General features: G+C 71.3%; 4 protein-coding genes and 1 tRNA gene. 1 reads left to right on the forward strand and 4 read right to left on the reverse strand.

Annotated features, from left to right (window positions below; all coding sequences use genetic code 11):
- Nucleotides 1-83 precede the first annotated feature (83 nt).
- Nucleotides 84-156: transfer RNA gene (locus AOK23_RS30660), tRNA-Lys, on the forward strand.
- Between the two features lie 174 nt (nt 157-330).
- Here the strand turns inward: AOK23_RS30660 and AOK23_RS30665 are convergent.
- The 4 genes from AOK23_RS30665 to AOK23_RS30680 all read right to left on the reverse strand — a co-directional run bounded on the left by AOK23_RS30665 (nt 331) and on the right by AOK23_RS30680 (nt 3,528).
- Nucleotides 331-1,329 (reverse strand): hypothetical protein, encoded by a 999-nt coding sequence (locus AOK23_RS30665; RefSeq protein ID WP_157878202.1) that lies wholly within the window; start codon nt 1,327-1,329, stop codon nt 331-333.
- A 37-nt stretch (nt 1,330-1,366) separates the two neighbouring features.
- Nucleotides 1,367-1,996 (reverse strand): hypothetical protein, encoded by a 630-nt coding sequence (locus tag AOK23_RS30670; RefSeq protein ID WP_240496640.1) that lies wholly within the window; start codon nt 1,994-1,996, stop codon nt 1,367-1,369.
- Nucleotides 1,997-2,315: 319 nt separating this feature from the next.
- Nucleotides 2,316-3,023 (reverse strand): hypothetical protein, encoded by a 708-nt coding sequence (locus AOK23_RS30675; protein ID WP_055715833.1) that lies wholly within the window; start codon nt 3,021-3,023, stop codon nt 2,316-2,318.
- Nucleotide 3,024: 1 nt separating this feature from the next.
- Nucleotides 3,025-3,528 (reverse strand): RNA polymerase sigma factor, encoded by a 504-nt coding sequence (locus tag AOK23_RS30680; RefSeq protein ID WP_055715834.1) that lies wholly within the window; start codon nt 3,526-3,528, stop codon nt 3,025-3,027.
- Between the last annotated feature and the right edge of the window lie 9 nt (nt 3,529-3,537).

Genomic DNA, 3,537 nt, shown 5'->3' on the forward strand with positions numbered 1-3,537 from the left:
GCATAGCCGGACGCGGCCGGGTCACCGATACCCGATCGGAGTCCCGGCCGCGTCCGGCTATGCTCGGGTAGGCAACATCGCCTGGGCCCTTAGCTCAATTGGCAGAGCAGTGGACTTTTAATCCATTGGTTGTGGGTTCGAGTCCCACAGGGCCTACGGTTCGCGGGTGAGGCACTGCCTCTCTGACCTGCGGTGCGGCGCTCGGGTCGGCTTCGGTCGGCTCGGGCGCCGACGTGTTTCCCGGGCCGGGTGAGCGGATGTGCGCAGGGGGGCCCGCCCGTTGGGCCGGGCAGGCGCCCCCTGCGGCGATGGATCAGGTGAGGCCGGCGGTTACTCGCAGGCGGTGGTCGCCTCGGTCCGGGCGGCGGCGCCCTTCTTCGCGGCGTCCGAGGCCGGGGACGAGGTGGTCCCGGTCGGCTCGGCGTTCTGGAGGGCCCGGGCCAGGTCCGGGGCGCCCTTGCCGGTGAGTTGGTCCTCCAGGGAGTGGTTCGGGTCCTCCGGGTCGTCCTCGGCCTTCGCCGCGGCCAGGGTGCGGGCCGCCGACGTCACCGATCCCTCGGACTCGCCCTGCCCGAGGACCTTGCCGTCGAAGGGGATGTTCGAGTCGCTGCCGAGGCCCCGCCACTGGCCGGGTATCTCGTCGTCGCCCTCGGCGCACACCGGGGGCTGCCACTCGATGGCCATGACGTAGCTGTGCCCCAGTTCGATCCTGGGCTGGTCCTCGCCGGTCATCTTCTCGCGGTGGGCGGTGTCGCCGCCCGTGAACTGCCAGCCGTGCGCCACCCACGCGAACGACGCCGGCGCCGGCTTGCCCGGGGTGTCGCTGGACCAGAGGACGTCGTCGACCCGGAGGGTCACGTCGCGCAGTATCAGGCCCTCCCCGTGCTCCAGTTCCTCGGCCGTCGGGCTGATCTCCCGCTCGGCGACCGGTGTCACGGCGACCACGTGGTCGGCGTAGGTCACCCAGTCCGCCGCCGTCTGGCTCGGATGCCGGTCGCTGCCGTGCGTGACGATCAGACCGCCGGACGTCGCGGCCCCGCCGGCCGCCTCGGCGCGCGACGGGTCCCGCGCGACAAGGGCCGTCACGCAGACCGCCGCGGCGGTCACGGCGGCGGCCGTACCGACGAGTGTCGCGAGGCGCGTGACGCGGCTCAGCCGCCTCACACGGCGGTCGCCCTCACCGTCGGTCGCCACGCTTCCGGCCCCGGCCGCGGCCCCGTTCAAGGTGTCGCCCCGCTCCGCGTTCGAGCCCCGCTCTACGGTCGCGCCCTGCCCCGCGCTGTCGCCGTCCTCCACGGCACGCCTCGCGGCCGCCGTGTCTCTCTCCACGTTCTCCATGCTCTCCCCCGTGTTCCCTGCGGCCCCGTCAGTAGTTGGCATTGATGTTTTCCCGGTTGTTCGTGCCGAGGCCGTCGGCGAACCCGGGTGTCTTCTTCATGCAGCCGAGCTTGGAGTCCTGGTTGGGCAGTCTGGGGGAGGCCTCGGCGCCATGGAGCAGGCCGACGGCGTGACCGGTCTCGTGGCAGGACAGGCCGGGGCTGTAGTGGCCGCCGCCCTCGATACGGACGTACTGCTGGTCGCACTTGAAGGCGCCGGGGCTGTTGTCGTTGCACCAGGTGAGGCCCTCGTCGCTGCCCGGGACGGTGGCCTCGGCGTAGTAGATGTCCGTCTCCGAGTCCCCGGCCCAGGAGGGCGAGGAGTCGTAGCTGACCTTCAGGTCGGTCTTGTCGTGGAACTCCTGGATGGCCACCCGGACGTTCGCCTTGTCGATGTCCTCCAGCTTGTCGTTGCCGCCGCTGTCCATGTAGTAGGTCACGTCGGCGTTGTCGGTGCGGCAGACGGTGCCGCCGGACATGCCGGTGAGGCAGCCGACGGTGTAGTTGTTCGTGGGGACGAGGTTGTCGGTCGCCGCGGCCCAGGTGACGGCCGCGGCGGCGATGACGGTGAGGCCGGACAGGGCGACGGCGATGCCGGCCCTTCGGCGGTGGGACTGCACGGATCTCGGTGGTGCCGCAGAGGCTGGTGACACGGTTCCCCTCGTTTCACTCGCGGTCGGGCTCGAGCAGCCCGAGGGGACGCGTGTCGCCGGTCCGGTGGGCGTGGGCTAACAGCCCATGGCGGCCACCGGACAGCGGGCGAGCGAGGTCTCGGCGAGGCATGGTCGGTCGGTCGCCCCGCCGAGATGTGGTCAGTTGCGTGTTTCCCCCGGGCAACTGAAGCCACGATTAGCGCACTTGTGTTCGCACGCGGTCAAGAGTTAATCGTTTCAAAGCGATTGGTATCAGCCACGTGTTTTCCGGCCGCCCGGCCGTCGGCTACCCCTGCCCCGGCGTATCCCTCCACTCGGGAGGGCATTCGGTGCCCGCCGCGTCGGGCAGGCCCTGCTCGATCTTGGCTCGATACGACTGGAGTTGGTCGCCCTGGAAGACGTCCGTCTCCTGGTCGCGCCGTTCCGGGACGACGATCAGCAGGTGCTGCCCCTGCTTCCAGGGCTCACGGACGCCTGCCTCGGTGGGGTCCACCACGTCGAGGGTGATGCGTTCCGCGCCCCGGGTCGGCTTGATCCAGTCCTGGACGTCGAAGGTCACGACGACCCGGCCCGCCTCTGAGGACGGCTTCACGGCCACGACGTCCCCTTCCGCGATGGTCCGCCCGCAGGCGATCCATTCGAGGAGCGTCTGCCCCTTGCCGGACGCGTTCTCGCCGCCACCCGACCGATCGGAGCCGGCGTTCGTCGTCCCGCCGTCGATCAGGGTGGACCCGAGGACACCGGCGCAGAGCGCGGCGGCGGAGACGAGGCCCGCCAGGACGACCCCGCGCCGACGCCACCACACCGTTCCCGTACGGGAGTTCGGGCCGCCGGTCGGAACCGGCCCGGCACCGGCCAGTTGAGGATCGGCGCCGCTCACCCGTCCCTCTGTGACGGGTGTCGAGGAGACGGGGTCGGGGCGTCCCGCCTCCTCGCCGATCAGGGCGAAGGCCCGGCGCAGCAGGGCCTCGTCCGACTCGGGCTGATAGGTCACCTCAGATCACCTCCATCTCTCGCAGCCGTGCCCCGATGGCAGCGACCGCCGTGTGCAGTCGGCTCTTGACCGTGCCCTCGGGTATGTCGAGGAGCCGTGCGATCTCCCGTACCGGCAGATCCGTGTAGAAGCGGAGGGCGAGGATCTGCCGTTGTACGCCGGGCAGCCCCTCCAGTCCGTCCGCCACCGCCAGGGCCAGCAACCTGTCCTCCTCCGAGTGCTCCACCGGAGGGCGCTGCTGCCAGCGTGCGGCCAGCCGTTCGTGCAGGCCGGCGTCGCGGGCGCGGGCCCGGTGCCAGTCGACGGCGACGCGGGACGCCACGACCGACAGCCACGCCTGCCGCTTGCGGATCACCTCTCCGGTCTGCCGGGCCTGGGTCTCCAGCAGCTTCAACCGGACCTGCTGCACGCCGTCGTCGAGCTCGCCCCACGGGACTCCGCCGAGGAGCAGTACGGCACGCACCAACTCGACGTCCGCGGCCTCCGACAACGCGGCCTCCGACAACGCGGCCTC

It is taken from the genome of Streptomyces torulosus (assembly GCF_001419765.1).
Taxonomy (GTDB): Bacteria; Actinomycetota; Actinomycetes; order Streptomycetales; family Streptomycetaceae; genus Streptomyces; species Streptomyces torulosus.